Raw genomic sequence first — 24,284 nt, forward strand, 5'->3', positions numbered from 1 at the left:
TTAGAAATTAAGTTTAGCACCTACAGTCCAGGTTCTTTCAAATCCATACCATACAAGAGCTGTATTGGCATCATTTCCAAGACCGTTTTGAGCATTTGCAATATATTCTGTATTTGTTAGGTTGTAAACGTTCGCGTTTAGCGTTGTTTTGAAACCTCCAAAATCGAAATCGTAAGTAAGACCTACATCAAGAGTAGCAAATGCAGGTAATTTCCATACTTCAACAGCATCAGGATTGTTACGGCTTACCGGATCAAAATCTGAGTAGAAATCGGCGAAATAGTTCCCGTTCGCTCTCAATCTCATATCCTCAAGGAATTCGTAATCGAATCCTAAACCGGCAGTAGTTTGTGGCTGACCACCAACTTTATCACCACCAATATAAAGATTAATTTCGTCAACAAGGTTTTGCTCCTCGTCAAAGATCTGAACTCCAGTTACATCATCAGCCCAGGTCCAGTCTCCAAAAGATCCGAAACCTGTAATGCTCAACTCATCAGTTGGACGGTATTCGAAATCCAGTTCAAGACCCTGGTGAAGTGCGTTTACACCAAGAATGTTAGCCACACCAAGAGAACCATCAGGGTTGTTGTAAGAGTATGTTAATGAACGGTCATTCCAGTTAGTTCTGTAAGCGTTCACGTTGGCTCTGAACTTGTCATTTCTGAAAGTATAACCAGCTTCCACGCTAAAGATCTTCTGATTTTCAGCATCAGGGTTCACGTCGTTTACGAAGTTCAGGAATACTGAATCAAAGAAAGGAGCTTTCTCGAAGTACCCGATGTTCGCAAAAACACCACTACTTCTTGTAAAGTTATAGTTTGCACCCCCTTTGATCTGGTAACCAAAGAAGTTATAGAAATCTGTTTCCTGGTTTGGATCAGAATCAAGGTAGTTGAAATAATCCACACGCTTATAAGAAGTGTTCGAAGCTGCAAGCGAAACGAATGCATCAAAATCAGATTTTGAGTACTCAGCCTGAACGAATCCACCTTCCCAAAGAACGATACCATCATTCCAGTAGCTAATCTTATCTCCAACCTGCGCAAGATTCACCGGGTTGTTAGCATCTGAATCGTCATACCAGTACTGTCCTCCTAAAAGATCAGTTACTTCCTGGAAGTGCTTTCCTTTGTAGTATCTTAAATCAACACCAGCCAAAAGCTCGATGTCTTCAGTAATATCAGTAGAAAGAGTTGAAAGGGCTCCAAACCAGTTGTGGTCGTTTCGAGAAGCTCTTAAGATCGTTTCTGAACCATCTGCTCCATTAGCAACGTTTTCCTGAGCGATCATATCAAGATTCACCGGCTGAAGGTATCCTTGACGATAATCAGAATTCAAACCGAATTTGTTATCACCGGCCCATCCGCCACCACCTCCAGTACCGAAGGAAGCGTAAACTGCTGTAGAAAGAAGCGTCTTTTCGTTGATGTTCCAGAAGTGGTTCAAAGACATTTGAGGTTTGTGGTAGAAGTTATCCTCGATGTGAGTAACCTGACCGTTATAATAACCCCAGTCTCCGTTGAATTTGATTCCTCTTTCGCTCTCGCGGTAAGTTTGGATCAAATATCTGTTCTGGCGCTGACCGTGTCTTTGCGGTGCTCCAAAAGCAGTAAAAGAAAGTTCATGCTGATCGTTAAATTTCTTGGCGATATTCACGAAGTAGTTGTAACCTGTAAATTCCGTTCCGTCTACATAACCGTTACCAGTTGTTTTAGAAGCAGAAACTGTAGCAGCCAGACCGTTTTCCATTTTACCGGTAGAAACAGTAGCTCCAAATTTAGTGTACCCATCGTTACCAGTTGCAGCATAGATGTTACCACCTTTTTCAGCATCAGTAGATTTTGTAACCACGTTTACGGTACCACCAATAGATGGCACAGCAACCTTCGCAGCTCCAAGACCTCTCTGAGTTTGCATCGTTCTGGTCACATCTGAAAGACCAGCCCAGTTACTCCAGTAAACACGACCATTTTCCATGTCGTTCACCGGTACACCGTTGATCATTACTGCGATGTTCTCACCTTCAAAACCTCTCATTCGAAGTTCTGCATCACCAAAACCACCACCAGACTTGTTCGCGTAAACCCCAGGAGTAGATTTCAATACTTCAGGGAATTCCTGGTTACCAATTTTAGTTTCGATTTCAGCAGCGCTGATAGTAGAAACAGCCACCGGAGTCTTACGGTCGATCGCAAGAGAGTAGCTGGTCACGACGATTTCGTCTAGCGCATCAGCGTCTGGACTTAGAACGATTCTTCCAAGATCCTGTGTTCCTCCTGATACAGAGAAATCAACAACTTTAGTTTCGTAACCAACGAAGCTGATCTCCAACTTACCAGTAGCCTGATCAGCAGAAAGTGAAAACTTCCCGTCAAAATCAGTAATTGCACCGGTATTAGTACCAGCAATCTTCACGTTAGCCCCTGGAAGAGGACCATCCATTTCAGAATCGATTACCGTACCGGTAATAGTTCCTTGAGCAAAAATGGTAGCAGATGCCAACAACATCGCTAACAGTAATAATTTCCTCATGTTTTAATAGTTTGAGTTTGATTTAAAATTCGCGGCAAAAAAAGCTAATTCCTTCTAATTTAAGTTTACCCAAATGTTAAGGTTTTTAACTTTAACATGCCGCCACAAAACTAATCAAAAAAAGAAAGTGCCTGATTAAAGGCACTTTAAAACATTCAACGTTTTGTAAACAATTTGTTGATTTCTTAGTTTTTATACAGACTTAACAGCTTTTTGGTAGAAGAATCGTGATTTTCGAAATCTTTTGACTCAAATTCTGAGATTATCTTATTTGCGAGCTGTTTCCCTAATTCCACTCCCCATTGGTCATAACTAAAAATATTCCAGATCACTCCCTGAACGAAAATTTTATGCTCATACAACGCGATGAGTTTCCCTAAACTTTCAGGAGTCAGTTTTTCCACGAAAATGGTATTGGTAGGTTTGTTCCCTTCAAAAATCTTGAAATTCTTGATACGGTCAATTTCTTCGGAACTGAACTTCTTCGCCTTCAGTTCCTCCACTACCTGCTCTTCGGTTTTTCCATTCATTAAAGCTTCGGTTTGAGCAAAGTAATTCGCCATCAACTTGTCCTGATGTGACTGATCTCCAAAAAGACTTTTTTTGAAACCGATAAAATCTGCTGGGATCAACTTAGTTCCCTGGTGGATCAACTGAAAAAACGCGTGCTGCGAATTGGTGCCGGGCTCTCCCCAGATTATGGTCCCCGTTTGGTAATTTACAGGATCCCCATTCCTATCGGTACTCTTCCCGTTACTTTCCATGATCGCCTGTTGCAAATAGGTGGGGAAAAGCTCCAGGTACTGGCTGTAAGGGATTACCGCCTCAGTTTCGGCATCGAAAAAGTTATTATACCAAATGCTCAGCATCGCAAGCTGTACCGGGATATTCTTTTTGAACGAACTATTCCTGAAATGTTCGTCCATTTTTCGGCCTCCCTCCAGCAACGCCGCATAATTCTCATATCCTATAGCCAGGCTTACTGAAAGTCCCACTGCACTCCAAAGCGAAAAACGGCCACCTACCCAGTCCCACATTGGGAAGATATTTTCCGGGGCGATTCCAAAATCCTGAACTTTTTCCAGGTTGGTAGACACTGCTACAAAATGTTTGGCAACCACTTCTTCCGGCGCACTTCTTAAAAACCAGTTACGAACAGTGGTCGCATTGCTTAAGGTTTCAAGTGTGGTAAAAGTTTTGGAAACAATGACAAAAAGAGTGGTTTCCGGGTTGAGATTTTTAATTTTTTCATGTACATGGTCACCATCCACATTCGAAATGAAATGAAGATTCAGGTGATTCTGGTAAAAGGTCAAACAATCTGTAACCATCGTTGGACCAAGATCGGAGCCTCCGATCCCGATATTTACCACATCGGTAAAAGCTTTCCCTGTATGTCCTTTTCGCGCGCCGGAAATCACTTCATCTGTAAACTCTTTGATTTTCTTCTTGACGCTTTCCACTTCTGGGATCACGTTTTCTGCCCCCACCATCACCTCAGCGTCTGGCAGGGAACGTAGAGCCGTGTGCAGCACGGCGCGATTTTCTGTTCTATTGATCGCATCTCCTTTGAAATAAGAATCAATAGCTTCTTCCAGGCCACATTCTTCGGCTAGCTTCAGCAATAAGGACTGGGCTTTTTGATCGAAGCGGTTCTTACTGAAATCGACATAAAAATCTTCCCACTCAATACTGAATTTATCGGCTCGTCCCGGATCTTCCCTGAACAGGTCACGCATGTGAAACTGTCCAACTTCTTTGAAATGTTCTTCTAATTCTTTCCAGGCCTGTGTTTGGGTTGGATTGATATTCTTCATTTAAATATGTTTATAGGGAATTTGATCTAATTCTTTTTTAAGAGGCTCGATGTAAGCGAAATAATCGTCTTTTAGCGAATCCTTTATTTTTTCTGCAGATGGTAAATTCTGTCTGAAAGGATCAACCTGTTTACCATTAACCCAGAAGCGATAGCATACGTGCGGACCGGTAGCCAGACCGGTACTACCTACATAACCAATAACCTGGCCCTGCCTTACGTATTCACCGTTTCTAACTGCTCTTTTCGTCATATGCAGGTACTGGGTGGTGTATTTACCGTTATGCCTGATCTTTACATAGTTTCCGTTACCAGAGGTATAGCTGGAAGCGATCACGGTTCCATTGGCAGTGCTTACGATAGGCGTATTGTAAGGAGCAGCATAATCGGTTCCCAAATGGGCTTTCCATCTTTTCTGAACCGGGTGAAATCTTCTCTTGGTATACCTCGAAGAAATACGAGTGTAATTCAGCGGTGCTTTCAGAAAAAAGCTCTGCAAAGCTTTGGCTTCAGAATCATAAAAACTAGGCTTTCCAGACACCGTGTCGGTATTATACCTGAAAGCATAAAAAGGTTTATCCTGATGCTTGAAAACCGCTGCATCTACCTTTTCAATTCCGGCGAAAATGGTGTCGTCAATATATTTTTCGTGGTAAACCATCTTGAACTGATCGCCCTTCTGCAATTTGAAGAAATCGATGCTCCACTGGTAAATATTGGAAAGTTCGTAAACGAGCATATTACTCAATCCCTGTGCCTGCATGGCTTCGGAAAGCGAAGAGGTGACCACACCTGAAATTTCGCGTTTTTTGATCGTTACCGGTCTTTTCTTTTTCTGAACATAGACACTGTCCCCCAAAGCCAGAACCGTGTAATTGATCTTGTCGTTCTCATAAATGAAATATTCCGGAGTTTTTGCCGAATCTTTGGCGCGCAGCACGAAGTATTTCTTCCCGGCAGTGATCCTCGCCGGATTAAAACTGTCTTTTACTTCTTCGGTGATTTCATAAACTTTTCCAGGCCCTACACCATTTCTGTCCATGATCGAACCAAAAAAGTCACCTCTCTTGATCGTATCCCGAACCACATCATAATCATCAAATACGAAACCGTATAATTTTTCTACTTTCGGTTTCTTTTTCACAGCCACTTCCGTAGCCTCATTCTTCTCCTCCTCATTCTTGCAGCTAACAATAGCCAGCATCAGCAATAACAGTAAGCTTAATTTTCTCAATTTTCGTTTGTTTGTTTTTCTGTGTTAAACCTGTGATTAACCCATTGTTTCCCCCATTCCGTATGCTCTTCAGCAGACCAGATTCCCGGGAAAAAAGATATTTTCTGAAAGCCGGGTGGCAGAAACTGCTTCCAGTTCGTGCCTCCAGTGGCCTTGATGGTCTCTTTATTTTTACTCAAATACCGGTATGCCGCACCCATATGCATCAGCAACCAGTTAACATTGACATTCACATCCAGTGTTCGCAACGCGCGAATGAGCTCTTTATTGTTCCGCTCCTCTTCATTCAGCCCCAAATAACGATGCCAGATGGTCTTGTTCTTCACTTCGTTGGCAATTCTCAGGAATCTTGGCGTGTACCGAAATTCGAATTGCTTCAGGGTAAGCGTTTTCTCACCGGTCTCCAGGTCGATGCCTCCTTTTTTCCAGTAAATTTCCTCGTAAAGTTCTTCCAGGCTGTTCGCTTCGGAAAAATTCTCACGAATATCTGCCGAAACCAGGTTATGCATTGGTGTGGAGTAGAATTCGATCATTCTGAATTGTGCCGACTGGAATCCGCTGGCAGGTAATAAGGCCATACGAAACTTCAGGAATTGTTCGCGCTCCATTCCTTTGATCATCACATCGAAACTATCGATAAGAATGCGCATATACCTGTTGATCCTCGTCAGTTTTTCAGTAAAAAAGGAAACGGAAAGATTTTCGCGGGCAATGATCTGCTTCTGTTCGTGGATGATCAGTTTGAAATACAGCTCGGTAATCTGGTGGTAGGTGATGAAAATTTTTTCATCAGGGAAATGCGTATTGGTCTTCTGAAGGCTCAGCAGCGTGTCAAGACTCACGTAGTCCCAGTAAGAGAGGTAGCGGTCGTAGAGCAAGCCATCTAGGTAAGAGCCCATGTCCTGTCCCGAATTGCGGAATTTTTCTTCCAGTTTTAAAATCCGTTCGGCGATCTCGGGCTTTATTTCCATGCTAATCCATTATGATCCTGAATTGATGTTTTAAACCTTTATACGCTTCCAGATCAGCTTCCAGCGAGCCTACTGCAAGATCGGCTTCAATCTTTACAGGAATTTTATTTTTATCGTCGCTCACCCAAAATGTAAGACTTTCCTTCTCTTTGAAAACTCTTCCGGCAAGAACATATGGCCTAAACTTCAGCGTGGCGACTTTTCCGAATTTTGTTTTAATCACCTCTCGCCCAAGGAATTTCAGTTTAAAATCGATGTTTTCATCGTCGATAAACATCTTTAAACGCTTCTCATACCCGGGCCGAAGCTCATCGTTGTTAATTTGGTTGCGAATATAATAAAACGCCGACAACATATCATGGATATCATCCGGAGTTGCATACGATTTTACTTCGTTGGTCTCTTTATTATGAACGCGGGCAATGTTTGATTGCTGATTGAAATCTATTTCCAGGTCTTTGGTATACCCCCCTTCATTGATCCTCCTGATGAATTTATACGGAAGGGTGGTCTTCTTATCGATATAGGTCTGGTAATCGTCATCTACCTTAAAAAAGATGCTTAACAGCCCCGTAGATTTTCCTCTACCTTTAATATGATAGACCGGCTGGCTGTTCAAGCTGGTTTCTTCCACCTGCAGAGTAGCATAACTCGCATTGAACATCCCGTAATGAATTCGGAATTTGAACCATTCCCCATCGCCAAAGGCTTCCTGGGATTTCAGGTTGAACGAGGAGCAAACAAGTAATAGTAGCGTAACTGTAAAAAATTTCTTCATTATGGTAAGTTTCCGTAGTAATAGTGCTTATAAGGCTCTGAATATTTTACAATTACTATTCCAAAAGTATTAAAACAAAAAACCCCGTCAAATTAATGACGGGGAATTTTGTCTTATTAACCAACTAAAACTTAAATTATGAAAAAAATTAAACATTCCTGGTAACCACTCCAAAAATGCGGATGCAAAAGTCTGATATTTCTACCTTCTCCGCAATAGCAATTTTAACTTTAACTGTTTGAGTGATAATTATTCAGGCTTTTTATTCCAGCACTTCAGTTTTAGCAGTTTTTTATCTTTAATTTAGCGTTCCTCGCAAATCCTGTTCTCTCTCGATGGCCTCAAAAAGCGCCTTAAAATTCCCTTTTCCGAAAGATTGCGCTCCTTTTCTTTGAATGATTTCAAAAAACATGGTTGGACGGTCCAGAACCGGCTTGGTAAAGATCTGCAGCAAATAACCTTCGTCATCCCGATCTACCAAAATTCCAAGCTCTTTCAACGGCTCCAGGTCTTCATCAATATCCCCAACACGATCCAGCAGGTCATCGTAATAGGTTTCCGGAACATACAGAAATTCTACACCGCGATCCCTTAAAGCGGTTACTGTTTCGATAATATTATTGGTCGCCAGTGCGATATGCTGCACTCCTGCTCCATTATAAAAATCAATATATTCTTCGATCTGCGATTTTTTCTTTCCTTCAGCAGGTTCGTTGATCGGGAACTTGATTCGGCCGTTGCCGTTGCTCATCACTTTACTCATCAGGGCGGTGTATTCCGTTGAGATATCCTTATCATCAAAAGACACCAGCTGAGCAAATCCCATCACTTTCGCGTAGAATTCCACCCATTTGTTCATTTCGTTCCAGCCTACATTACCAACCATATGATCGATATAGCGAAGACCATTATCTGGCACCTCGGCCATGGTATTCCAAACGCGATATCCCGGTAAAAACGGGCCCTCGTACTCGCCTCTTTCCACGAACAAGTGCACGGTTTCCCCGTAAGTATGGATCCCGGAGATCACCGCTTTTCCATTCTCATCTTCCATCACATAAGGTTCCACGTAGGATTCGGCTCCCCGTTTAGTGGTTTCTTCATAGCTTTTTCGGGCATCATCCACCCAAAGAGCCACAAATTTCACTCCGTCACCGTGCTGATTGATGTGCCTATTGATGTCGCCATCTGGTTGAAGAGGCGAAGTCAATACAATTCTGATCTTTCCCTGCTGCAATACATAGGAAACACTGTTCTTGTTCCCTGTCTCCATTCCGGAATACGCGACCGGCTGAAAGCCCCAGGCATGCTGGTAATAATAAGCGGCCTGCTTGGCGTTCCCAACGTATAATTCTACGAAATCAGTTCCAAGGATCGGCAGAAAATCATCCGCCTGCGGAACTACTTTTTCTAATTTTAATGATGTGCTATCGGTAGTCATAATTTTTCAAATTTAAAGATTGTACAAAATTTCAGGAATTTGTGGGTGAATTACCACATTGCCCGGTCCTGAGCTGATAAATCTTCTTTCATATTAATGATCTTCCTTGTCGAGCCAGGATTTGTGATAGGTATCATCAGCGATTTCCATGGCATCTTCCGTTAGTTTCAAAGGTTTAAAAGTATCTACCATCACGGCAAGTTCTTCTGTTTCGGTCTGGCCAATACTGCGCTCCACGGCTCCCGGATGTGGTCCATGCGGGATTCCCGCCGGGTGGAGTGAAATATGTCCCGCTTCGATATCGTTACGGCTCATGAAATCCCCGTCTACATAATATAATACCTCATCGCTATCGATATTGCTGTGGCTGTATGGCGCCGGAATAGCTTCCGGATGATAGTCATATTTTCGCGGACAGAAACTGCACACTACAAAAGCATCGGTCTCAAAAGTTTGGTGTACCGGTGGCGGCTGGTGGATTCGGCCGGTAATGGGTTCAAAATCGTGAATGGAAAAAGCATAGGGATAATTATACCCGTCATAGCCCACCACATCAAACGGGTGAGTGGCATACACCATATCGAATATCTTACCCTGTTTTTTGATCTTTATCAGGAATTCACCACGCTCATCGTTCGTTTCGAGCTCGTAAGGCTGCCGCAGGTCGCGCTCACAGAATGGCGAGTGCTCCAACAACTGCCCAAACCAGTTTCGGTATTTCTTAGGAGTGTAAATAGGCCTTCTGGATTCCACGATAAAAAGCCTGTTATCTTCATCATCAAAATCGATCTTGTAGATCGTTCCCCGCGGAATCAACAGGTAATCCCCGTATTTAAAATCCAGGTTTCCCAGGTGCGTGCGCAACTTTCCGGAGCCTTTATGAATGAACAAGAGCTCATCTGAATCAGCATTTTTGTAAAAATAGTCCTGGCTCAGGTCTTGCGGCGCTGCCAGAATGATGTCCACATCAGAATTTGTTAAAACGGCTTTCCGACTTTTTAAATAATCTGGATGCGGCGTGATCTGGAAACCTTTGAAACGGTATGATTTGATATTGTTATCTACAGCCACTTTCGGTTTTACATCATAACTGCCTCGCACTTCCTTCACCTGCGTGGGGCGATGTTCGTGGTAGAGGTTGGAAGACATTCCGTCGAAACCAATCGTTCCGAAAAGCTGTTCGTAATAAAGATCACCATTTGGTTTTCTGAAAATCGTATGTCGCTTGTGAGGAATCTTACCCAGTTTATGATAAAATGGCATAGCTAAAATTTTTGTGAGTTTCGAATTTTATGAAATTCTGAAATATTTAAGCGATTTCAGGAATAAATTTCGATTTCTACAAATATCATGAATTTCTAAGGAAATATTCTTAAAACAAGACTAAAAACCTGAAGCAGTATTCTAAAACCAGAATCCAAGGCTGAAGAACCAGTAACTCTCTCGAATTTCAGGAGAATAAGTGTATTTCACTTCCATTGGCCCCAGGAAAGTCTCCAGGCCATAACCCAGCGCATAACCGGTGTAATCTGGTAAGGAAAGCCAGTTTCCGGTCTTATACAGGCCGTCTTCCACGTTGGCGATATTCATCCCGGCAATGACATGATTCTTTTTAAAGGGCTGGTAATCCAGCTCCAGCATGGCTTTGATATACGAATCAGCCGATAGACTCGCGAAATCATAGCCGAAAAATGGTTTCATATTATTGATAAAATCATTCCCGTAGCCGCCCAGGATGAAATCGAAGATTTCGGTACCGTCATTTCCTATTTTGAAACCGGTTTCAGTGGAAAGCCTGGTCGTGAAATTCCGAAAAGGCGTGGCCGCATAGCCCAGCGCGCCTTTGGCGATGGAAAATTCAGAAAATGTATTATTGAAATCTGAAGAATAGAGGTACAAATGGAAATCCCCCTGAAAACTGAAGCCCCTGCGAGGGAAATATTTGTTATCGTAGGAATCAAATTTGGTGTAACCGAAAACACTTCCGTAGTGGCTGTTTTCGAAAATGAGCTCCGGCCGGTTATTTTCCGGGTCTCCAATCGTGGTGCTTCTAAGTTTGATGTATTTGTGCTCGATTCCCGCACCGATCGAAAAAACCTGTTTGAATAAGGTTTCCAGATACAACTGGTTCGTGAAATCCTTAAAATTCATCTGCAGTTCGCGCACGCCAAATTCATCGGCAACCTCAGCGAAGAAGCGGTTCAGGTCCAGATCGGTCTCAAAAGTATTGTAGCGCGAATTGATTCCCACGCTCCAGTAATAACCCTTATCGAGATAATAATTGAAGTTATACCGAAGATTGTCACCCACAATCAGGTCCAGCGAAGCCACATCATTGGTAAACAACAAACTTTTGCGGGTGAGATTGATGAGCGCGGCGCTTCGATACAGCTCGTCGTAATGCAGCGCCAGGCGAAGCAGCATCTTATTTTCGCTTTCCTGCATCTGCATCGCCAGCCAGTAATTGCCATTTTCATCCTGCGGAATCAACCGGTAATTGATGCGGTCAAAATTGCCCGTAGCCGAAAGGTTGTTCAGGCCAATGCTCAGGTCTTCGAAATTGTAGGGCTTATCATAATTCAGCTTCAACTTTCCCTGCACGTACGAACGCGGGTAGGTGTTGTTTCCTTCCAGCGTAAGCCCGGAAATATTAAAATCGTCCACTTTCGGAACGTGATCCCGGGTTAGTGTATCTCCAGGTCGTTTCTTCGGGAGTTCCCTGATGAGATCCAGCTTCTTTTCAGCAGCCACTCGACCTGAATCGATGATCGCATTGCCCATTTCAAAAGACAATACCGAAAAGTTCGTGATGTCGGGTTTAATGTAAATGCTCGTAAGCGGCTTTTTATTCCGCATATCCTGAATTCTTCGGAAGTTGCTGATCTGGTTCATAATCTCGATAACCGATTTCAGCTTTTTCTGATCCACCAGGCTATCCTGCACGTCTACCCCAATGATCACATCGGCGCCGCGCTTTCTCATTTCCTCCACCGGAAAATTATTGGAAACACCGCCATCTGTGAGCAGTTTATCATCCATTTTGATCGGGCTTAGCAAGCTGGGAATAGCACCCGATGCCGAAATTGCCTTTGCCAGCGAACCTTTATCCAGGATCACCTCTTCGCCGGTTTCCACGTTGGTGGCGACACAAAAGAAAGGAATAGAGAGCTCGTTGAAATCGTTCACATCGCTCACATGCAGCGTAAGCCGCGACATCAGGTTATAAATATTCTGCCCCTTGGAAAGGCCGGTGGGAAAGGAAATGGTAAAATTATCGAAAGGCAGGGTGATGGCGTATTTTTCAGCGTCTTCCTTTTCATAAAAAGTCTTGGCGTTACGCGGCAGGTCGTCCTGGATGAGAATGTCAAAATTCGTCTGGTTGAAAATGGAATCCAGCTCCTTTGCCGAGTAGCCTGCGGCATACAACCCGCCCACGATGGCCCCCATACTGGTCCCACCGATATAATCTATCTGCACTCCTTCTTCTTCCAGTATTTCCAGCACCCCAATGTGTGCGAGGCCTTTTGCGCCACCACCGCTGAGCACCAGCCCTACTTTAGGCCGGTTTTCCTGAGCCATTCCCTGCAACAGGTAGAAACTGAAAAGAAGTGCGAGAATTTTACGCATTTTCCTTGTGATAAAAATTATAGACGATCCCAGCGCGGGAAGCCCCAACCACTTCAGCCAGATCTTTTTCCGAAGCTTCCTTCACCCGTTTGAGCGACCTGAAATGCTTCAGTAGTTCCACTACGGTTTTTTCCCCGATCCCGGGAATCGATTCCAGTTCGGTATTCAAGGCGGTCTTGCTGCGCTTGCTTCGGTGGAAGGTGATCCCGAAACGGTGCGCCTCATTCCGCAGCTGCTGGATGATCTTCAGAGTTTCTGATTTTTTGTCCAGGTACAGCGGAATGGGATCTTCCGGGTAAAAAATCTCCTCGAGTCGTTTTGCGATCCCGATAATGGCGATCTTTCCGCGTAATCCTAAAGTCTCTAGGGCCTTGACTCCACTGGAAAGCTGACCTTTCCCCCCATCCACGATAATCAGCTGCGGCAGGTCGCCATCTTCATTCAGCAATCTTCGGTAGCGCCTGAAAACGACCTCTTCCATTGATGCAAAATCATTTGGACCTTCCACCGTCTTGATATTAAATTTACGATAATCCTTTTTACTGGGTTTTCCATCCTTAAAAACGACGCAGGCCGCCACGGGGTTGGTTCCCTGGATGTTCGAGTTATCAAAACACTCTATATGACGGGGCTCTTTGCTCAGCCGCAGGTCTTCCTTCATCTGCGCCATCACACGATTTACATGCCGGTCTGGATCAACGATCTTCATTTGCTTAAAGCGTTCCTGGCGGTAGTATTTGGCATTTCTTTCGGAAAGTTCCACGATCTTTCGCTTATCTCCCAATTTGGGAACCGTGACCTTGATCTCTTCGCCGGCATCGACCTTGAAGGGAACAAAGATCTCTTTGGAATTGGAATTGAAACGCTGCCGGATCTCGGTAATGGCCAGCTCCAGCAATTCCTCATCGCTTTCATCCAGCTTTTTCTTCATTTCGATGGTATGGGAACGAATGATCGATCCATGTGAAAGCTGAAGGAAATTCACATAGCCATAACCTTCATCTGAAACCACCGAGAAAACATCCACGTTATTGATCTTGGGGTTTACCACAGTTGATTTGGACTGGTAATTCTCCAGGACATCGATCTTGTCTTTGATGCGCTGTGCCTCCTCGAATTCCATATTTTCGGCATGTGTTTTCATCTGCTCCCGGAACTGCTGCAGGGAATCTTTGAAATTTCCTTTTACGATCTGCCTGATCGCTTCAATATTCCGGTTGTATTCTTCCTCAGGCTGAAAACCTTCGCAGGGCCCTTCACAATTTCCGAGGTGATATTCAAGGCAAACCTTGTATTTGCCATCCCGGATCTTATCTTCTGCCAGGTCATAATTACAGGTTCGCAGTTTGTAGAGACCTTTGATGAGGTCCAGTAAGGTGTTCACTGTTTTAAAACTGGTGAAAGGACCGTAGTATTCGCTACCGTCGCGAATGAGTCGGCGGGTAGGGAAAACCCGGGGAAATCGCTCATTTTTAATGCATATCCACGGATAGGTCTTGTCATCCTTCAGCATGACGTTGAACCGTGGCTGATGTTTCTTGATCAGGTTATTCTCGAGCAGTAATGCATCGGTTTCCGAAGCCACCACAATATGCCTGATCTCCCTGATCTTCTTCACCATCACACCTATACGGTGACTGTCGTGTTTCTTGGTAAAATAAGAGGTCACGCGTTTTTTCAGGTTTTTCGCCTTTCCCACGTAGAGTATCTTCCCGTTCTTATCGAAATACTGGTAGACCCCGGGACCGTTGGGCAAGGTTTTTAACTGAACTTCCAGAGCAGGCTTTTCCATTAACCCAAATTTAAAATTTTAATAGCAGCCACAGGAATAATTTCAGACTATAAACCCTAAAAAATTCAAAAGATTTTCCAATCATTTAAAATTTTACCAAATCTTTGCATCTGCCGGCAAAGCCCAAAAATTTATGGCATTTTAGTATATTGCACTATGGAGAAGCTCGTTATTGGCAGGTTTGACAAAGCTGACTTCCCTGCTCTGAATCTAAACGATATCGCTGTGAAGATCGATACCGGAGCATACACTTCCTCAATACATTGCGAGAATATTGAAGAAAAAGGAAACGAATTGCATTGCACCTTCTTTGATGAAGAACATCCCCATTACAACGGGAAGCATTTTGTTTTTACTGATTTTGACACTGCCTTTGTGAGAAGCAGTAACGGGATTATCCAGAAAAGATACCAGATCCAGTCTAATATCAGGCTGTTCGGTAAAAAATATAAAATCTCACTAACCCTTTCAGACCGCCAGGAAATGAGATATCCTGTCCTGATTGGCAGAAAATTTTTAACCAAAAAATTCATCGTAGACACGGAACTTACCGATGTGTCTTTCAAGAAGAAATTAAATGAAGATTCGAATTCTATCACGAAATAGCCGCCTGTATTCTACCAAAAGACTGGTCGAGGCCGCCAGGAAAAGAAATCATGACGTAGAGGTGATCGATCCTACCAAGTGTGACCTCGTTATTGAAAAAAGAAAACCTTCCATTTATTATAAAAATCAGTTTCTGGATGATACCGATGCCGTAATTCCAAGAATCGGGGCGTCCATCACATTCTACGGAACGGCCGTGGTACGCCAATTCGAAATGATGGGAACCTTCACGACTACTGAATCTCAGGCGCTGGTGAGAAGCCGGGACAAACTCAGAAGTCTGCAGATATTATCACGCGCAAGACTGGGTCTTCCGAAGACTATTTTCACTAATTATTCCAAAGATGTGACCAAGATCATCGATCATGTTGGCGGAGCACCGGTCATTATCAAATTACTCGAAGGAACACAGGGTCTTGGCGTTGTTTTGGCCGAAACTCAAAGTGCAGCAGAATCGGTTATCGAAGCTTTTAACGGTTTACAGGCCCGTGTGATCGTACAGGAGTTCATCAAAGAAGCCGGCGGAGCCGATATTCGGGCGTTCGTCGTTGACGGGCAGGTGGTTGGCGCCATGAAAAGACAGGGAAAAGAAGGGGAATTCCGCTCCAACCTTCACCGAGGAGGAACCGCTGAAGTGATCCAGTTAAGTGATGAGGAAGAAAACGCTGCCATTAAAGCTGCAAAAGCTATGGCTCTTGGAGTTGCCGGTGTGGATATGCTTCAGAGTAGTCGCGGACCGCTGATCCTGGAGGTAAACAGTTCTCCTGGACTGGAAGGAATTGAACAGGCAACCGGGAAAGACATCGCCAAATCTATTATCAGATATATTGAACGAAACATGTAGCCTATGCCCAAAATAGACAAGAACAATGTTCTTGAGATCCTGGGTGAAAAAGTGATGCCCGGAAAAGGAGCCACCATTAACTTCAATATGGCCAAGCTCTACACCACTACATCTGTAGAGGTCCCCGTCATCATCGAGCGTTCTAAAAAACCCGGCCCCGTAGTGCTTTTAACAGCCGGCATCCACGGCGATGAGATCAACGGTGTAGAGATCATCAGGCAAATTATTTCAAAAGGCATTAATAAACCACGTATTGGGACCATCATTTGTATTCCCATTGTAAATATTTTCGGCTTCCTGAATATGACCCGGGAATTCCCGGACGGTCGTGACCTGAACCGCGTATTTCCTGGTACCAAACACGGCTCCCTGGCCAGTAGATTCGCTTACCAGTTCGTAAAGAAAATCCTGCCTATCGCCGATTTCTGCCTGGATTTCCATACTGGCGGGGCAGCAAGGTTCAACGCTCCGCAAATCAGGGTCAAGAAAGGTGACGAACAAAGCCTGAAATACGCCAGAATCTTCAATGCACCATTTACCATCCATTCCAAAACAATTACAAAATCCTACCGCGAAACCTGCTCCAAACTGGGAATTCCCGTTCTCCTTTTTGAAGGTGGAAAATCCCAGGACAGCAATAAAGAGGTGGCAAAAGTTGGAGTGGAAGGCGCGATGCGAATTCTGAGCCACCTGGATATGCTGAGCAACAAATTCGACTATCCGGATGTGCACCAGGAAACCGTGGTGATCGAGCACACGACCTGGATGCGCGCCAAATACAGTGGTCTCCTGCATATTAAAATTCCCTGTGGAAAACACGTCGAAAAAGGAGAATATATCGCTACCATTACCGATCCCTACGGAAAATTTCGACACAAGATCAAAGCGGGAAATTCCGGCTATATCATCAATGTGAACGAATCTCCTATCGTGTACCAGGGAGATGCGATTTTCCATATCAGCTTACCGGCTAAAACAGAAGAGGCGCATGACGAAGACTGAAATCCGCAAGCAGTATAAAGCCCTTCGGCTGAAATTATCTTCCGAAGAAATTGAAGAATATAGCCTCGAAATTGCCAATAAGGCCCTGGAACTTCCTATCTGGAATGCCGAATTTTACCATCTTTTTCTGAGTATTGCCGAACAAAAAGAGGTTGATACCGAATTTTTACTGCATATTATCCAGGGGAAAGACAAACACGTAGTGATCCCGAAGTCGGAACCTAAAACCGGCGGAATGGTCAATTATTTGCTTACAGATCAAACTAAAATCAAAAAAAACCGGTGGAATATTCCGGAACCGCAGGATGGCATCGAAATTTCACATGATAAGATAGAAGTTGTATTCATCCCTTTGCTGGCATTCGATGAAAATGGTCACCGCGTAGGCTATGGAAAGGGATTTTATGATCGTTTTTTAGCCAAATGCCGGCCAGACGTACTCAAAATTGGGCTTTCCTTTTTCGAAGCCGTGCCAGAAATCAGGGATGTTTTCAGCAGCGATATTCCTTTAAATTATTGTATTACACCGTCTAAGACCTATAAATTCAGCAACTAAATAATTTTTGTATTGGTAAGCTTATTCAGTTATTTTTAACCCATAAATCACTTCGATGCTCAGTGACCTGCAGTTAAATAGCATTCTGGAAGATTTTGATATCGCCTACTGGAAGGTGAATTTGTTCTCGAAGGAAATAACCTGGTCTGAGCATTTTAACGCGCTGGTAGGAAATCCCGAGATCCGGGAAGACCGGTTTGAATTCTTCATCAACCAGATCCTGCATGCCGATTACCGGTACGACTTCCGTATACATTTCGAAGAGTTGCTGAAGAAAAATGAACCCTTCAGTTTTGAGATCAAACTGAAACTGGCCAATGGTAAATATCGCTGGTTCGAATGCAAGAACCTGAGGTCTAAGGGTCAGAACTTTAAGGAAACCGCTGTGCTGCTCTTTGTGAACATTCACCAGTCCAAGCGCGACCAGTATACCATTGAAGAGAATTTCTTCTATTATCGCGAAACTGCAGAGATGACTTCTACCGGTGGATGGTATATCGATACAATTACCAAGAATATCTACTGGGACGATGTTTCGAAAAAGATTCTCGACTGTCCTCGTGATTTCCAGCCCCGCTACGACGATCACCTGAAATTTTACGCTCAGGAACATCATTCCCGCATGCACAATGCTTTTGATAAATGCGAGAATTACGGGATCCCTTTCAAACTCGAATTGAAAATGGTCTCTTTTCAGCATCGCGAGTTTTGGGTTGGCCTTACCGGAAAACCGGTTTATAATGACGAACAGCAGATCGTGGGGATTCGTGGGGTGATACAGAATATCGATGAAAACAAGAATAACGAATTGAATTTGCAGAACTCTCTGGACATTATTGCAAGTCAGAATTCCCGCCTTTTCAATTTCGCGCATATCGTTTCCCATCATCTTCGTTCACATAGCAGCAATTTAAGCCTGATCGTGGAATTGCTTGGCGAAGCAAAATCAGATAAAGACAAGCTGGATCTCCTGGCAAATGTGGAAGATATTTCAGGCAACCTTGATACCGCAATTTCCAGACTGAATGATATTGTAAGTATCCAAACTTCCTTGCGAAAAGAAAGAGTATGGATTAAGTTTGAAGAGGCTCTCGAAATCGTTTTGGCTTCGATTTCTTCGTTAATTAATCGAGAAAATGCAAAAATCGTCGCTGAATTTCAAGAGTTGAAAGAAATTCGCTACGTTCCTGAATATCTTGAAAGTATTTTACTAAATTTAATCACGAATGCCATCAGATACAGGCAGCCGGGACGTAAACCGGTGATCTTTATTCAGACTTATATCGAGAACGAAAAAGAATATCTGGAGATAAGTGACAACGGAATGGGGATCGATTTGGAGGAATATGGAGACAAGATGTTTGGGATGTACAAAACCTTCCATCAAAACAATCCGGAAGCCAAAGGTATCGGGCTATTCATAACAAAAAATCAGGTTGAAGCATTGGGCGGAACCATATCGGTAAGCAGTACCATAGATATTGGAACCACCTTTAAAATAAAATTCTAGATCTATTTTTATGGGGCAGAAAGTAGAACTGGCGTGTATCATCGATGATGACAAAATATACGTCAACCTCGTCAAGAAAATCATCGAGATCAAAAAACTCTCTGAAAACCTTCTGGTTTACAAGAACGGGAAAGAAGCGTTGGACTATTTCAAAGACACGATGGAAGGCGCGACAGACGAAGAAAAACTTCCGGACATCATTTTCCTGGATTTGAATATGCCGGTAATGGATGGTTGGGAATTCCTGAACGAATTCATCAAGATCAAAAATCATTTGAACAAAAAGATCACATTATACGTGGTGAGCTCTTCTATTGATCCTCGTGATCTGGAACGCGCCAAATCATTCAATTTGGTGACCGATTATCTTATCAAGCCTATCGAGTTGAAGAAGTTCGAAAAGATTTTTGAAAAGACCGCTGCCTAAGCTTCCTGTTCTTCAGCATTCTTCGGGAATGCTTTTTTATTGAAGATCAACAGGATGGCCACACCAACACTGATGGCCGAATCGGCTATATTGAAAACAGGCTCAAAAAAGGTAAAATACTCCCCACCCCAAATCGGGATCCAGGAAGGCAGATAACCTTTCCAGATCGGGAAATAAAGCATGTCTACCACTTTTCCATGGAATAAAGTTCCGTAGCCGCCAGCTTCCGGTAAAAACTCGGCTATATGTCCGTAACTGTCACTGAAGAGGATTCCGTAGAAAACAGAATCTATAATATTTCCGAAGGCACCTGCGAAGATCAACGCCACAGAGAGAATCAACGTTTTAGAACCCTCTTTTTTAACCGAATCCCACAGCCAGTATCCAATCCCCATGATCGCCACGAGCCTGAAAAGTGTGAGTGCCAGCTTGCCGTACTGTCCCGGTATCTTGGTTCCCCAGGCCATGCCTTCATTTTCCACGAACAGGATCCTGAACCAGTCAAAAACCTCTACTTCGTTGCCAAGGGCAAAATGCGTTTTTATGTAAATCTTGGAAACCTGATCGATTAATAAGATCAGGACAATGATGAATCCGGCTTTTTTAAGTGACATTTATATGGTTTAGGTCCAAAACGGCTCAAAAATACTAATATTATTTAGTTTTTACCACGCGAATGTTCCCATCTATCGAGGTAAGTTTTAACGGATTACGACCGGTCATAAAATCTGGAATTTCTACCTGGCCGTGACGACTGGTGGCTTCCACTATTCCGCCTGTTGTCTCCACCTCGATATTTCCACGGAAGGTGTTGACCACGGCGCTGCCCGTAAAATTCTGAAGCTTACAGTATCCCTGATTGAGATCGGCGAACAGGCTTAAAAAACTCCCGTCAGCTATGACTGATGCGATATTGGAGCGAATTTCCACTTCGAGATTTTCAGGGATCACCAGGTCTATTTCGAGCGAGAAAACCTTGTGGGCACTCAGTTTGTCAAATCCGCCGGCCAGGCGCTCGGGATACTCTGTAACCAATTGCAGCGTGCCGTTTGCCAATTCTGACTGCAGCAGAATATTATCAAAATATTCCCCTTCAGAATGGGTATTGATACTGATCTGGCTGGTTTTTTCGGCATGAAGACTGATCCTGAAAACCTCATCAGTATGAATGACCAGGCGCTCTACAGCCTGGGCATCGATGCTCTGGCGCGTGTCCTTCTGGGCGATGGCCACCACACCAAACATTAAAAAAGCCACTGCTATCCCTATTCTCAAACTGTTCATTCTTCCATCTTCATTAAAAAAGCCCTCTATTGCGGAGGGCTTAAATATGATCAAAATATGTTCCGAATTATCGTTGCATATTTTTAGCTTCAATACTTAGTGTAGCGTGAGGCACGAGTTTCAACCTTTCCTTGTTGATCAGTTTCCCGGTTACGCGGCAAACTCCGTAGGTTTTGTTCTCGATGCGCATCAGTGCGTTTTTCAGGTCCCTGATGAATTTTTCCTGGCGAATTGCCAGCTGAGAATTCGCTTCTTTGCTCATCGTTTCGCTACCTTCTTCAAAGGCTTTGAAAGTAGGCGACGTGTCATCGGTCCCGTTGTTACCATCGTTTTTGTAGGCAGTTTGATAGATTTCCAACTGCTCCTGAGCCTTTGCGATCTTCTTTTTGATGATCTCCTTGAATTCAGCAAGGTCAGCATCGCTGTAACGTTCTTTTACATCTGTTGACATGGCTTTAGTGCTTTTTTATAAACAATTTGGTGGCGATATCGTCAAATTCAATAGCAGCTCCTTCCTCTACCACCTCTGCAAATTCGAGCCTTGCAGTTAATGTTTCTGTTTTGATATAATTCATATTTTCGTTGACAGCATCCTCGACAATACCATCTTTTTGTAGGGTCACATCTATAGTATCGGTTACCTCATAACCTGAATCTTTCCGAAGGTTTTGAATCCTGTTCACCAGTTCCCTGGCAACACCTTCCTTCTTGAGTTCCGGGCTAATGCTCACATCCAGAGCAACCGTTAGGCTACCGCTGCTGGCTACCAGCCAGCCTTCGATATCCTGTGAAGTGATCTCGACTTCATCGAGCGACAAATTAATTAAATTTCCATTAATGTCAACCTCGATGTTCCCCTCCTGCTCCATCTTCGCGATGTCTTCAGGAGTAAACTGATTTATCTTATTGACAATCAGCTTCATATCCTTACCAAATCTCGGGCCAAGAACTCTGAAATTTGGTTTTATCTGCTTGACAAGAATACCCGAAGCATCATCGATCAGCTCGAGTTCCTTGACGTTAACTTCTGATTTTATGAGGTTTTCAACCGCCTCGATTTCCTGTCTTGCTGCTTCGTCAAGTACCGGAATCATTACTCTTTGCAAGGGTTGGCGTACTTTGATCATCTCTTTCTTCCGAAGAGAAAGTACCAGCGAGGAAATGGTCTGTGCCTTTTCCATTTTGCCCTCCAAAGATTTATCAACAAATTCTGGTTTATAAACCGGGAAATCAGCAGTATGCACCGATTCTGCTGAATCTTTTCCGGTGGCAGCGTTCAGATCCCTGAACAACTGGTCCATATAGAATGGCGCAACAGGAGCTCCCAGTTTCGCAACTGTCTCTAAACAGGTATACAGCGTTTGATAAGCTGAAATCTTATCCTTTTCATAATCGCCTTTCCAGAACCTTCTTCGGCTTAGGCGCACATACCAGTTGGAAAGGTTCTCCTGAACAAATTCTGAAATCGCTCTCGTCGCCCTGGTTGGCTCATAATCGGCATAAAACTTATCCACTTTTTCGATAAGGGTGTGTAATTCAGAGAGGATCCAGCGATCTATCTCCGGTCTTTTTTCCAGTGCAATATCATCTTCGGAATAGGTAAACTCATCGATATTGGCATAAAGCGTAAAGAAAGAATACGTATTATAAAGTGTTCCGAAGAACTTACGCTGAACTTCTCCGATCCCTTCAATATCAAACTTCAGGTTATCCCAGGGGTTTGCATTCGAGATCATGTACCAGCGTGTCGCATCCGGCCCATAAACCGAAAGCGTTTCAAATGGATCTACCGCGTTTCCTAGACGTTTGGACATTTTCTGACCATTTTTGTCTAAAACGAGTCCGTTAGAAACCACATTTTTATAGGCCACATCATCAAAGATCATCGTGGCAATGGCGTGAAGCGTATAGAACCATCCACGCGTCTGGTCAACACCTTCCGCGATGAAATCGGCTTTTCGCCATTTATCGTCTACTTTTTCCTTATTCTCGAATGGATAGTGCCACTGAGAATACGGCATGGAACCGGAATCAAACCAAACGTCGATCAGGTCTGCCTCGCGCTTCATTGGTTTTCCAGAATCGGAAACCAGCGTGATCTCGTCCACAACATTTTTGTGAAGATCTACTTTTTCGTAGTTCTCTTCGCTCATATTTCCAGGGTCAAAATCGGCAAAGATATTCTCCTTCATGAAACCGGCTTCAACCGATTTTTTCATCTCTTCCTGAAGCTGAGCTACAGAGCCCATTACCTTAACTTCCTTCCCATCCTCTGTTCTCCAGATCGGCAACGGAATACCCCAGTAACGGCTACGGCTAAGGTTCCAGTCATTGGCATTTGCCAGCCAGTTCCCAAAACGACCTTCCCCGGTAGATTTTGGCTTCCAGTTGATGCCTTTGTTCAGTTCATGCATCCGATCCTTGAATTCGGTCACCTTAATGAACCAGGAATCCAATGGATAATATAAAATAGGCTTATCTGTTCTCCAACAGTTCGGATAACTGTGAACGTATTTTTCAACTTTAAAAGCCCTGTTTTCTTCTTTTAATTTAATTGCCAGCTCTACATCTACCGACTTTTCCGGAGCCTCACCATCATCATAATATTCATTCTTCACATACTTGCCGGCATGTTCTCCCATTTCCGGGCGAAATTTACCCTGAAGATCTACTAACGGAACCAAATTGCCGTTTTCATCTTTAACCAATAACGGCGGAACTTCCGGAATCGCCTGCTTGGCAACCATGGCATCATCGGCACCAAACGTTGGCGAAGTATGAACAATACCGGTACCGTCTTCAGTGGTTACGAAATCTCCGGAAATAACACGGAAGGCATTTTCCGGGTTATCATGCGGCAAGGCATATGGCAATAATTGCTCATATTCGATGCCCACCAATTCTTTCCCCACAAAGCTTTCTTCGGAAATCAGGAATGGTATCTTTTTATCTCCTTCAGTATAAGATTTCAAGTCTTCTTCAGACTCTACTTTTCTGAATTTTTTATCGAATTGTTTTGCAGCAAGATCTTTCGCCACCACGATAGTGATCGGCTCAAACGTATATTGATTATAGGTTCTAACCTTTACATATTCGATCTTCGGCCCAACGGTCAAAGCTGTATTAGATGGAAGCGTCCATGGAGTTGTTGTCCAGGCGATAAAGAAAATATCTTCTTCAGATTTCAAAAACTCCGGAAGCGTTTCCTTTTTCGTTTTAAACATGGCCGTTACCGTGGTATCGGTCACATCCTGGTATGTTCCTGGCTGATTCAGCTCATGAGAACTCAAACCGGTTCCAGCCTTAGGTGAATATGGCTGAATGGTATAACCCTTATAGATCAGGTCTTTCTGATAAATTTCAGAAAGCAACCACCAAACCGTTTCCATGTATTTGGACTTATAGGTAATGTATGGATCTTCCATATCTACCCAATAACCCATTTTTCGGGTAAGGTCATTCCAAACATCGGTATAACGCATTACTGCATTCTTACAGGCTTCATTATACTTTTCAATGCTGATCTTATTTCCGATATCCTCTTTCGTAATACCAAGCTCCTTCTCCACTCCAAGTTCTACCGGAAGCCCATGTGTATCCCACCCGGCTTTTCGTTTTACCTGAAAGCCTTTCTGAGTTTTATAGCGGCAAAATATATCTTTGATTGCACGAGCCATCACGTGGTGAATTCCCGGCAAACCATTGGCAGATGGCGGCCCTTCAAAGAACACAAACGGCTCTTTGCCTTCACGAGTCGTGATGCTTTTTTTGAAAATTTCATTCTCTTCCCAATAGCTTAAGATTTCCTCCGCCACTTTTGGCAAGTCAAGTCCTTTATATTCAGGAAACTTTTTGCTCATT

The 24,284-nt window shown here is 43.5% G+C and carries 19 protein-coding genes; 6 read left to right on the forward strand and 13 right to left on the reverse strand.

Going from position 1 to position 24,284, the window contains the following annotated elements; all coding sequences use genetic code 11:
* The 9 genes from GRFL_RS06225 to uvrC all read right to left on the reverse strand — a co-directional run bounded on the left by GRFL_RS06225 (position 1) and on the right by uvrC (position 14,194).
* Positions 1-2,535, reverse strand: coding sequence for a TonB-dependent receptor (locus tag GRFL_RS06225; protein WP_083643791.1), 2,535 nt, complete (start codon positions 2,533-2,535; stop codon positions 1-3).
* 185 nt (positions 2,536-2,720) lie between these two features.
* Positions 2,721-4,352 carry a glucose-6-phosphate isomerase gene (gene pgi, locus GRFL_RS06230; protein ID WP_083643792.1) on the reverse strand — a complete coding sequence of 544 codons (1,632 nt, stop codon included), beginning with the start codon at positions 4,350-4,352 and terminating at the stop codon, positions 2,721-2,723.
* On the reverse strand, positions 4,353-5,585 hold the full coding sequence (locus tag GRFL_RS06235; RefSeq protein ID WP_173850087.1) for a peptidoglycan DD-metalloendopeptidase family protein: 1,233 nt from the start codon (positions 5,583-5,585) through the stop codon (positions 4,353-4,355). It lies immediately after the preceding gene.
* On the reverse strand, positions 5,582-6,556 hold the full coding sequence (locus tag GRFL_RS06240; RefSeq protein WP_083643794.1) for a tryptophan 2,3-dioxygenase family protein: 975 nt from the start codon (positions 6,554-6,556) through the stop codon (positions 5,582-5,584). Before GRFL_RS06240 ends, GRFL_RS06235 begins: the two co-directional genes overlap by 4 nt.
* Before the next feature lies 1 nt (position 6,557).
* Positions 6,558-7,334: a DUF3108 domain-containing protein gene (locus tag GRFL_RS06245; protein ID WP_083643795.1), complete on the reverse strand. Its 777-nt coding sequence runs from the start codon at positions 7,332-7,334 to the stop codon at positions 6,558-6,560.
* A 298-nt stretch (positions 7,335-7,632) separates the two neighbouring features.
* A complete protein-coding gene (gene hppD / locus GRFL_RS06250) occupies positions 7,633-8,775 on the reverse strand; it encodes a 4-hydroxyphenylpyruvate dioxygenase (protein ID WP_083643796.1) in 1,143 nt (380 codons plus the stop codon).
* Between the two features lie 93 nt (positions 8,776-8,868).
* Positions 8,869-10,038: a homogentisate 1,2-dioxygenase gene (locus GRFL_RS06255; RefSeq protein WP_083643797.1), complete on the reverse strand. Its 1,170-nt coding sequence runs from the start codon at positions 10,036-10,038 to the stop codon at positions 8,869-8,871.
* A 141-nt stretch (positions 10,039-10,179) separates the two neighbouring features.
* Entirely contained in the window at positions 10,180-12,402 is a 2,223-nt protein-coding gene (locus GRFL_RS06260; RefSeq protein WP_083643798.1) for a patatin-like phospholipase family protein, read from the reverse strand.
* Positions 12,395-14,194, reverse strand: a complete 1,800-nt coding sequence (gene uvrC / locus GRFL_RS06265; RefSeq protein WP_083643799.1) for an excinuclease ABC subunit UvrC — start codon at positions 14,192-14,194, stop codon at positions 12,395-12,397. Before uvrC ends, GRFL_RS06260 begins: the two co-directional genes overlap by 8 nt.
* A 156-nt stretch (positions 14,195-14,350) precedes the next feature.
* Here uvrC and GRFL_RS06270 point away from each other — a divergent pair, with 156 nt between their 5' ends.
* The 6 genes from GRFL_RS06270 to GRFL_RS06295 are packed head-to-tail and all read left to right on the forward strand — an operon-like array spanning position 14,351 to position 19,139.
* Entirely contained in the window at positions 14,351-14,800 is a 450-nt protein-coding gene (locus tag GRFL_RS06270; RefSeq protein WP_083643800.1) for an ATP-dependent zinc protease family protein, read from the forward strand.
* Positions 14,772-15,644 (forward strand): 30S ribosomal protein S6--L-glutamate ligase, encoded by an 873-nt coding sequence (rimK, locus tag GRFL_RS06275; RefSeq protein WP_083643801.1) that lies wholly within the window; start codon positions 14,772-14,774, stop codon positions 15,642-15,644. Before GRFL_RS06270 ends, rimK begins: the two co-directional genes overlap by 29 nt.
* A 3-nt stretch (positions 15,645-15,647) precedes the next feature.
* Positions 15,648-16,646 carry a succinylglutamate desuccinylase/aspartoacylase family protein gene (locus GRFL_RS06280; protein ID WP_083643802.1) on the forward strand — a complete coding sequence of 333 codons (999 nt, stop codon included), beginning with the start codon at positions 15,648-15,650 and terminating at the stop codon, positions 16,644-16,646.
* Positions 16,633-17,202, forward strand: a complete 570-nt coding sequence (locus GRFL_RS06285) for a 5-formyltetrahydrofolate cyclo-ligase (protein ID WP_083643803.1) — start codon at positions 16,633-16,635, stop codon at positions 17,200-17,202. The genes GRFL_RS06280 and GRFL_RS06285 overlap by 14 nt, the downstream gene beginning before the upstream one ends.
* A 55-nt stretch (positions 17,203-17,257) precedes the next feature.
* Complete coding sequence (locus GRFL_RS06290) at positions 17,258-18,712, forward strand: PAS domain-containing sensor histidine kinase (RefSeq protein WP_083643804.1); 1,455 nt, start codon at positions 17,258-17,260, stop codon at positions 18,710-18,712.
* Positions 18,713-18,722: 10 nt separating this feature from the next.
* The gene (locus tag GRFL_RS06295; RefSeq protein WP_083643805.1) at positions 18,723-19,139 is read left to right on the forward strand and encodes a response regulator; all 417 of its coding nucleotides are present in this window, start codon (positions 18,723-18,725) and stop codon (positions 19,137-19,139) included.
* On the opposite strand, the gene GRFL_RS06300 is transcribed toward GRFL_RS06295, so the two are convergent.
* The 4 genes from GRFL_RS06300 to ileS form a co-directional block, all read right to left on the reverse strand.
* Positions 19,136-19,753, reverse strand: coding sequence for a lipoprotein signal peptidase (locus GRFL_RS06300; RefSeq protein ID WP_083643806.1), 618 nt, complete (start codon positions 19,751-19,753; stop codon positions 19,136-19,138). The genes GRFL_RS06295 and GRFL_RS06300 overlap by 4 nt on opposite strands.
* A gap of 40 nt (positions 19,754-19,793) precedes the next feature.
* Entirely contained in the window at positions 19,794-20,423 is a 630-nt protein-coding gene (locus GRFL_RS06305) for a hypothetical protein (RefSeq protein ID WP_083643807.1), read from the reverse strand.
* A 67-nt stretch (positions 20,424-20,490) separates the two neighbouring features.
* Positions 20,491-20,874, reverse strand: a complete 384-nt coding sequence (locus GRFL_RS06310; RefSeq protein WP_083643808.1) for a TraR/DksA family transcriptional regulator — start codon at positions 20,872-20,874, stop codon at positions 20,491-20,493.
* A 4-nt stretch (positions 20,875-20,878) separates the two neighbouring features.
* The gene (ileS, locus tag GRFL_RS06315) at positions 20,879-24,283 is read right to left on the reverse strand and encodes an isoleucine--tRNA ligase (protein ID WP_083643809.1); all 3,405 of its coding nucleotides are present in this window, start codon (positions 24,281-24,283) and stop codon (positions 20,879-20,881) included.
* Position 24,284 lies beyond the last annotated feature (1 nt).

The organism is Christiangramia flava JLT2011 (assembly GCF_001951155.1).
GTDB lineage: Bacteria > Bacteroidota > Bacteroidia > Flavobacteriales > Flavobacteriaceae > Christiangramia > Christiangramia flava.

Bases quoted from the DNA above. Each gene is read 5' to 3' on its own strand.
- GRFL_RS06225 (WP_083643791.1), bottom strand. From the start codon at position 2,535: ATGAGGAAATTATTACTGTTAGCGATGTTGTTGGCATCTGCTACCATT.
- pgi (WP_083643792.1), bottom strand. From the start codon at position 4,352: ATGAAGAATATCAATCCAACCCAAACACAGGCCTGGAAAGAATTAGAA.
- GRFL_RS06240 (WP_083643794.1), bottom strand. From the start codon at position 6,556: ATGGAAATAAAGCCCGAGATCGCCGAACGGATTTTAAAACTGGAAGAA.
- GRFL_RS06245 (WP_083643795.1), bottom strand. From the start codon at position 7,334: ATGAAGAAATTTTTTACAGTTACGCTACTATTACTTGTTTGCTCCTCG.
- hppD (WP_083643796.1), bottom strand. From the start codon at position 8,775: ATGACTACCGATAGCACATCATTAAAATTAGAAAAAGTAGTTCCGCAG.
- GRFL_RS06255 (WP_083643797.1), bottom strand. From the start codon at position 10,038: ATGCCATTTTATCATAAACTGGGTAAGATTCCTCACAAGCGACATACG.
- GRFL_RS06260 (WP_083643798.1), bottom strand. From the start codon at position 12,402: ATGCGTAAAATTCTCGCACTTCTTTTCAGTTTCTACCTGTTGCAGGGA.
- uvrC (WP_083643799.1), bottom strand. From the start codon at position 14,194: ATGGAAAAGCCTGCTCTGGAAGTTCAGTTAAAAACCTTGCCCAACGGT.
- GRFL_RS06270 (WP_083643800.1), top strand. From the start codon at position 14,351: ATGGAGAAGCTCGTTATTGGCAGGTTTGACAAAGCTGACTTCCCTGCT.
- rimK (WP_083643801.1), top strand. From the start codon at position 14,772: ATGAAGATTCGAATTCTATCACGAAATAGCCGCCTGTATTCTACCAAA.
- GRFL_RS06280 (WP_083643802.1), top strand. From the start codon at position 15,648: ATGCCCAAAATAGACAAGAACAATGTTCTTGAGATCCTGGGTGAAAAA.
- GRFL_RS06285 (WP_083643803.1), top strand. From the start codon at position 16,633: ATGACGAAGACTGAAATCCGCAAGCAGTATAAAGCCCTTCGGCTGAAA.
- GRFL_RS06290 (WP_083643804.1), top strand. From the start codon at position 17,258: ATGCTCAGTGACCTGCAGTTAAATAGCATTCTGGAAGATTTTGATATC.
- GRFL_RS06295 (WP_083643805.1), top strand. From the start codon at position 18,723: ATGGGGCAGAAAGTAGAACTGGCGTGTATCATCGATGATGACAAAATA.
- GRFL_RS06300 (WP_083643806.1), bottom strand. From the start codon at position 19,753: ATGTCACTTAAAAAAGCCGGATTCATCATTGTCCTGATCTTATTAATC.
- GRFL_RS06305 (WP_083643807.1), bottom strand. From the start codon at position 20,423: ATGAACAGTTTGAGAATAGGGATAGCAGTGGCTTTTTTAATGTTTGGT.
- GRFL_RS06310 (WP_083643808.1), bottom strand. From the start codon at position 20,874: ATGTCAACAGATGTAAAAGAACGTTACAGCGATGCTGACCTTGCTGAA.
- ileS (WP_083643809.1), bottom strand. From the start codon at position 24,283: ATGAGCAAAAAGTTTCCTGAATATAAAGGACTTGACTTGCCAAAAGTG.